Below are 6,823 nucleotides of genomic sequence, written 5' to 3'. Positions count from 1 at the left end.
CACCCCCTGGGTGGTGGGCGACGCCGTAATCATCCGTGGGGTGGTGGGTCCCCCCGGCCGGGGTACTAAAGGGTCGGTGGTGGTGGCGCGGCGCCCCCCCCCCCCCCGGGTCTCCGCTCGCACGGCTTCGACGGCGAACTGGTCATGATCAGCGACGATCCGGTACTCCCCTACGAGCGACCGCCACTGTCCAAGCAGGTGCTCGCACAACCAGTACAACCCGAGCCGACCTACCTCAAGCCCGAGTCGTGGTACGCCGACAACGACGTCACGACCATGCTCAAAGTGAGAGCGACCGCTCTCGACCCACGGGCACGGACCGTAGAGCTGTCCACCGGCGAATCCCTGTCGTACTCGCGGCTGCTCCTGGCCACTGGGGTCCGGGCCCGTGCACTGCCTGGTGTCGAGGGCGAACACGTCCTCACGTTGCGCTCGCTCGCGGATGCTTCTCTGCTCCGGCAGCGCCTCGCCGTAGCCCAGAAGATCGTCATCCTCGGTGGTGGATTCATCGGATGTGAGGTTGCCGCCTCAGCCGTTGGCCTGGGCAAGCGAGTGACCATCGTCGAACGTACGGCGTCCCTGCTGGAAGCCGCGCTCGGACCGGCGCTCGGTGAGGTGATGACCGATGTGCATCGTGCCGCCGGCGTCCAGCTCTTGCTGCGCAGCGTCGTACAGCAAGTGACAGAAACCCCCTCGCACGCCGTCGTGCACACCACCCGAGGAGTCGTCGAGGCGGACCTCGTGCTGATCGGTGCCGGCACGGTACCGAACACCGAGCTCGCAGGCGCCGCGGGGCTCGACGTCGACGGCGGCGTCGTCACCGACGAGTACTCGAGGACCAGCGACCCTGCTGTCTACGCGGCCGGTGACGTTGCGTCCATCTACCACCCGTACTACGGCAGGCGGCTGCGGGTCGAGCATCACGACACCGCGATGCACCACGGAATCTCGGCCGCCAAGAACATGCTCGGAACAGCGGAGCCGTTCCGGGAGCCGCACTGGTTCTGGTCCGACCAGTACGATCACACCCTGCAGCAGGTCGGCCGAGCTGAGCCCGGCGACGAACTCGTGGTACGTGGAAGCATGGACGATCTGTCCTTCTCCGCCTTCTCCCTCCGCGATTCCAGGATCACCAAGGTGATCGCACTCAACCGTCCGAAGGACGTGCTGGTAGCTCGGCGGCTGCTCTTCTCCGAGCACACCGCGACCAAGGACGTCCTCCTGGACGAGTCGGTGCCACTCAACCGGCTCGCACCACGCCGACCCACTGCGCGCGCGGAGGCGTCATGACCACCATTACCGTGGACCAGACCCAGCTCCGTGTCGACCCGGACGAAGCGCGCGAGGCAGTCCGGCGCGTTCAAGGCGTCGACTCCGTCACCGCGGTCGCGAGACTGCGCTACGGGCCCGGGCGAACCTGCGAGCCTGTCGCCCGCCTGATCGACCAGGCCGTCGGCCGGGCCAGGCAGCACGGCCTCGATCCGCGGCGCCTCACCGTCACCTCCGTGCGAATCGAGGCCGGCGAAGACATCGTCCGCGTCCGGCGGAAGGCACACGGCACCGCCGACTGGATCACCAGCTGCACGAGTGACGTCCTGGTCGAGCTCACCCCGGACGGGATCAACCAAGCCACCAACCGGGCAATGCCCCAACCTGCCGGGCAACCCGCGCACGACACGGCCGGTCCCAACTCGATCGACGACGAGGCCACGGCGTACATCCGGGAGCGGCTGTTCGAGGTCATCGACCCCGACCTCGGCGTCAACGTCGTCGATCTGGGCTTCGTCCGGGCCATCCAGCTCGACGACCGCACCGTTGCCCTCACCATGACCTTGACCTCGGCGGCCTGCCCCCTGACCGGCGTCATGACCGACCAGATCCACACCGAGCTCACGACCCACGGTCTGGCCGACGACGTTCGCATCGAGTGGCAGTGGACACCCGCCTGGTCGCCGGCCGACATCACACCTGACGGGCGCGCGCAACTGCGCGCCATCGGGTTCACCATCTGAGGAGAGGAACTCCATGGGACACGTAGTCATCGCAACCTGGACGGCCAAGCCGGGCGAAGCAGACCGGATCCGCGCGATCCTCGCCGAACTCACCCCCGGCAACCGCGCCGAGCCCAAGATGGTGCGGTTCCAGGCGCAGATCAGCGACACCGACCCGAACACCTTCGTCCTCTACGAGCACTACACCGACGCCTCCGGCTACCAGGACCACCGCGCCACCGAAGCCTTCCAGCAGCGAGTCCTCGGCGAGGCCCTACCACTACTCGCACATCGAACAGTCGAAACGTTCTCCACAGTCGACGGCTGAGATCGTTGGACCGTCGCGTCATGATCGGCGCCGGGGCGTCGGCGTACGGCGCCTGCCGGGTGACGTTTCAGCGTGCCGGTTGGGGTTACTCGACCATGAAGACGACGTTGTGCAGGCCGCTTGAGCCGTTCGGGCGTGGTGGTGCCTGGTCGGCCGTTTGCAGCCGGCCGGTCGCGTCTGTCGCGCGCACGGTGAGTTTGTGTGTGCCGGGGGTGGCGTTCCAGTGGAAGGTCCACTGGCGCCAGGTGTCGATGGTGTCCTGCGCCGCCAACTGCGCCTGTTGCCATGGACCGTCGTCGACCTGGACCTCCACCTTCCGGATGCCGCGCCGTTGGGCCCAGGCAACGCCGGCGGCGACGGCCGGACCGGCCTTCAGTGTCGCGAAACCCTTCGGTACGTCGATCCGCGAGGCCGTCTTGATCGGCGCCTCCACGGCCCACCCGCGATCTGTCCAGTACGCCGTGAAGTCCTGGAACCTGGTGACCTCGAAGTCCACGATCCACTTGGTCGCCGACACGTACCCGTACAGGCCCGGAACCACCATCCGGACCGGAAACCCGTGCTCGAAGGGCAGCGGCTCCCCGTTCATCGCCACCGCCAGCATCGCGTCCCGCCCATCGGTGAGTGCGCTCAGCGGCGTACCGATCGTCAGACCGTCGACGCTCGTGGACCGCACGGCGTCGGCACCGCTCCGGACACCGGATTCCGCGAGCAGGTCGGCGATCGATACGCCGATCCAGCGTGCGGTGCCGACGTACGGGCCGCCGACCTCGTTCGACACGCAGGTCAGCGTGATGTCCCGCTCGATCAACCGCCGGTTCACCAAGTCGCCGAGCGACAGCCGCAGCTCCTTGTCCACCATGCCGTGCACCCGCAGCTCCCACTGGTCGGGATTGATCCGCGGGACCTCCAGCAGTGTGTCCACCCGATAGAACTTCGGGTTCGGCGTCACGAAACGAGCCACCCCAGGTACCTCCACCTGTGCGCCCGCCGGAATCGCAGGAGCCCGATCCGTCGGACGCGGCACCCGGAACTTCGCTCTGGCCGCCTCACCGGTCCCCGCCGACACCAGACTCGACACTCCGGCGCCGCCGGCCCCAGCCACGGCGAGCGCCGACACTGTCAGCAAGAATCGGCGCCGATCGAACCCTGCCGGTCGCTCCTGCTCACCACCAGAGGGCACGGGGACTGCGGGATTCAGGGCACGAACGACCAAGTACATGCCGGCGACGGCGACCACGAAGCTCACCGACGCCGGAACGAGCCGCAGCACCACACTGGCGGTCGCCGAGCGACTCGTCACCGCGAAAACGATGCCGACGGCACCTAACAGCGCCGCGATCCCGACCGTCCCCCGCCGTACCCGGGGACGTGCGCTGCTCCCGAGCACCCCGGCGACCGTGGCGACGAGTACGAGCGTGACCGAGATGCCGATCCGCAACAGCGTCCGATCGGCCGTCCCGAGCTCACGCACGGCCCAGTCCTTCACCGGACCTGGAGACCAGTCGATCACCTGGACGCCGACCGCGTCGACCGGCCACGGCCCGCCGGACAGGTCGGCGGCGAGGCACCCGAGGCCGAGGGCGGCTCCCGCCGCGATCAACCCACCGAGACCTCCGGCAGCACGTCGTATCGCCTTCTCGCTCATGTCAGGTGTTCGACGCCGGGTACGCCGCGGATCGGTCGGATCCGCGGCAGCAAGGAATCTTGCCGACAGCACCCATCCGGATCCGCGCCGGCGCCGAATCGTAGCTGTCAGGTGTGAGCGAAGCCGCTCGCGTCCCTCCTCAGGAAAGAGATCGTCATGTCCCGAAAGATCGTCCGCGCGGGCTTCGCCGCGACCACACTGGCGCTCGTTCTCGCCAGCGCCGCCTGCGGCAGCAGCAACAACTCGAGCAGCTCGCCCTCCACCAGCACCTCGTCCTCGTCCGCACCCGCGGAGACTCCCAGCACCTCCCCGTCGGCGAGCGCCGCCTCCGGCGGAATGGTCGGCCCCGGCTGCGCGGCGTACGCCAAAGCCAACCCCGCCGGCGCCGGCTCGATCGACGGCATGGCCGCGGCACCGCTGGCCACCGCAGCGTCCGGCAACCCGCTGCTCAAGACCCTGGTCGCCGCCGTCTCCGGCAAGCTCAACCCGAAGGTCAACCTCGTCTCCACCCTCAACGGCGGCGAATTCACCGTCTTCGCCCCGGTCGACACGGCCTTCGCCAAGATCCCCGCCGCGACCGTCAACACGCTGAAAACCAACAGCGCCCTGCTCACCAAGATCCTCACCTACCACGTGGTCGCCGGCCAACTGGACCCGACCGCCGTGGTCGGCACGCACCCGACCGTCGAGAAGCAGGACGTCACGGTCACCGGCTCCGGCGACGCCCTCAAGGTCAACGGCGCCAACGTGATCTGCGGCGGCGTGAAGACCGCGAACGCCACTGTCTACCTGATCGACTCCGTGCTGATGCCGCCGGCCGCCTGATCGGCCGCTGCTGTCGCATGGACCGGACCGATGCCACCGACACCTGACGCCGATGGCATCGGTCCCTGCACGACACGTTCCCCGATCGACTCACCCGGCAGCGGACGAACCGTGACCGATCACGTGGCGCCTCCCTGGCCAGGCTCCAATCTGGCTCATCGACCAATCACGGGTTGCGCACTCGATCGGCCTGGCGAGCTCCCATCCATCCGGGAGGTGGCGCCGAACACCCTGTATGAGCTTCGATGTCGCAACGTACGCAACCACAGCACGACGACTGCGATGGGATGACCTCGACCTCGGCCAGTTCCGCACCCAGCGGCTGTCCTCCGGGGCGCTGCGGTGCCCTGCGGTACATGAGCGATGTCGAGACGCACACGGTCTGTTACCTGCGAGACCTTCTGGTCACCCCGTCGCACGCAGATCCCGAAGTGACCACGTTCCTCACGATGTGGAACTACGAGGAGTACTGGCACGGCGAGGCACTGGACGCGGTCCTCGACGTGCACGACGTACCGACCGGGCCTGAGCACACGCGCGCGCTCCGCAAGCGCCTCGGCCGGCGGGACCGGGTGTCACCGATCGTCCAATCGCTCCTCGCGAACATTCTCGGACCGGACTTCATCGCCACCCACATGACGTGGGGCGCGATCAACGAGTGGTGCACCCACGCCGGCTACTCGCGGTTCATCGCCGTCGAGGACAACCCGCTGCTGACCGAGATCCTGCGCCGCATCGCCAAGCAGGAGACCCGTCACATCGCGTTCTACAACAGCCAGGCGCGCCGCCGGCTCAAGGGCAACCCACGAGCCCAGCGCATCACCCGGTTCGCCCTCCGGAACGGCTGGAGAATCGTCGGCTCCGGAGTCATGCCAGAGGACGACGTACGCCACCTGCTCACGTACCTGTTCGGAGGCCCCGACGGTCTCGCCCAGGCACGCAGGATCGACGCCAAGATCGACACCCTCCCCGGGCAGGACGGCCTGCATCTGGTCGAACGTCAGCTGATCAAGTACAGCATCGCCTGACCACGCGAAGCCGGCTCGATCGAATACCTTGGTCATCAGTCACACGACCGTGACGCGCTTCCGCTCGAGGCGCTGCCGGTCCGGCCATCTGACGTCGTACGCCCAGCCGAGGCGCTCGAATCGCTTGATCAGCCAGGCGTTGATGTCGATCTGTCCCCGGAGGACACCGTGGCGTGCGCAGGTGGGGTCGGCGTGGTGGAGGTTGTGCCAGGACTCGCCCTGGCTCAGGATTGCCAGCCACCAGACGTTGCCGGACCTGTCACGGGCCTCGAACGGTCTCCGTCCGGTCACATGGCAGATGGAGTTGATCGAGAACGTGACATGGTGCATCAGCGCGACGCGGACCAGGGTGCCCCAGAAGAATCCGGTAGCGGCGCCGTGCCACGACCTGTCCCACAGTGCACCGATCAGCGCAGGTGCCAGCAGCGAGATCGCGGCGAACTGGCGGAAGCACTTCGAAATCGCCGCCATGTCGCGGTCGTTGACGAGGTCTGGCGCGTAGTGCGCCGGGTCGGCACGATCCTGGCCCCACAGCACCCACCCGACATGCGCGAAGACGAACCCCTTGGTCACCGCCCACGCCGTAGTGCCGTAACGCCACGGCGAATGCGGATCGCCGTCTCGGTCGGCGAACTTGTGGTGTTTCCGGTGGTCGGCCACCCAGCGGATCACCGGCCCTTCGAGCGCCATGCTGCCCGCGATCGCGAGGCCGATCTTGAGTCCACGCTTGCACTTGAAGGCGCCGTGCGTGAAGCCTCGGTGGTAGCCGACCCCGATACCGGTCGTGGTGAGGACGTAGAACGCGACCAGGAGGACGATGTCGTGCCAGCCGATCCAGCCTCCCCAGGCGAAGAGGACCCCGGGCACCAGAGCGAGAGTAGGCACGACGATGAACACCCAGATGAGCCCACGCTCGAGCTTGCCACCAGCGGGCTGGAACTCGTCCGGACTTCCAGATTCGGAGCCTGCAGCTGACGTCACGATCACCCCTGGTCCCCGTAGT

General features: G+C 67.7%; 7 protein-coding genes and 1 pseudogene. 6 read left to right on the top strand and 2 right to left on the bottom strand.

Annotated elements, in window-relative coordinates; all coding sequences use genetic code 11:
* Positions 1-87: 87 nt before the first annotated feature.
* The 4 genes and pseudogenes from ACFV9C_RS33355 to ACFV9C_RS33340 form a co-directional block, all read left to right on the top strand.
* A pseudogene (locus tag ACFV9C_RS33355) lies at positions 88-933 on the top strand (NAD(P)/FAD-dependent oxidoreductase); the annotation flags it as partial.
* The gene (locus ACFV9C_RS33350; RefSeq protein ID WP_380200060.1) at positions 934-1,290 is read left to right on the top strand and encodes an oxidoreductase C-terminal domain-containing protein; all 357 of its coding nucleotides are present in this window, start codon (positions 934-936) and stop codon (positions 1,288-1,290) included.
* Complete coding sequence (locus ACFV9C_RS33345; RefSeq protein ID WP_380199767.1) at positions 1,287-2,012, top strand: iron-sulfur cluster assembly protein; 726 nt, start codon at positions 1,287-1,289, stop codon at positions 2,010-2,012. The genes ACFV9C_RS33350 and ACFV9C_RS33345 overlap by 4 nt, the downstream gene beginning before the upstream one ends.
* Before the next feature lie 13 nt (positions 2,013-2,025).
* Positions 2,026-2,319 (top strand): putative quinol monooxygenase, encoded by a 294-nt coding sequence (locus ACFV9C_RS33340; RefSeq protein ID WP_380199765.1) that lies wholly within the window; start codon positions 2,026-2,028, stop codon positions 2,317-2,319.
* An 85-nt stretch (positions 2,320-2,404) separates the two neighbouring features.
* Here the strand turns inward: ACFV9C_RS33340 and ACFV9C_RS33335 are convergent, their stop codons facing one another.
* Positions 2,405-3,967: a molybdopterin-dependent oxidoreductase gene (locus ACFV9C_RS33335; protein ID WP_380199763.1), complete on the bottom strand. Its 1,563-nt coding sequence runs from the start codon at positions 3,965-3,967 to the stop codon at positions 2,405-2,407.
* Positions 3,968-4,123: 156 nt separating this feature from the next.
* Between ACFV9C_RS33335 and ACFV9C_RS33330 the strand changes: the two genes are divergently transcribed.
* Positions 4,124-4,792: a fasciclin domain-containing protein gene (locus ACFV9C_RS33330; RefSeq protein ID WP_380199761.1), complete on the top strand. Its 669-nt coding sequence runs from the start codon at positions 4,124-4,126 to the stop codon at positions 4,790-4,792.
* Between the two features lie 356 nt (positions 4,793-5,148).
* Positions 5,149-5,820, top strand: coding sequence for a ferritin-like domain-containing protein (locus ACFV9C_RS33325; RefSeq protein WP_380199759.1), 672 nt, complete (start codon positions 5,149-5,151; stop codon positions 5,818-5,820).
* 39 nt (positions 5,821-5,859) lie between these two features.
* On the opposite strand, the gene ACFV9C_RS33320 is transcribed toward ACFV9C_RS33325, so the two are convergent.
* Positions 5,860-6,801, bottom strand: coding sequence for an acyl-CoA desaturase (locus tag ACFV9C_RS33320; RefSeq protein WP_380199757.1), 942 nt, complete (start codon positions 6,799-6,801; stop codon positions 5,860-5,862).
* Positions 6,802-6,823: the final 22 nt, after the last annotated feature.

The sequence above is a fragment of the Kribbella sp. NPDC059898 genome (genome assembly GCF_042730855.1).
Taxonomy (GTDB): domain Bacteria; phylum Actinomycetota; class Actinomycetes; order Propionibacteriales; family Kribbellaceae; genus Kribbella.
The sequence above is the reverse complement of the archived record's forward strand: the minus strand, read 5'-3'. Positions and strand labels throughout refer to the sequence as shown.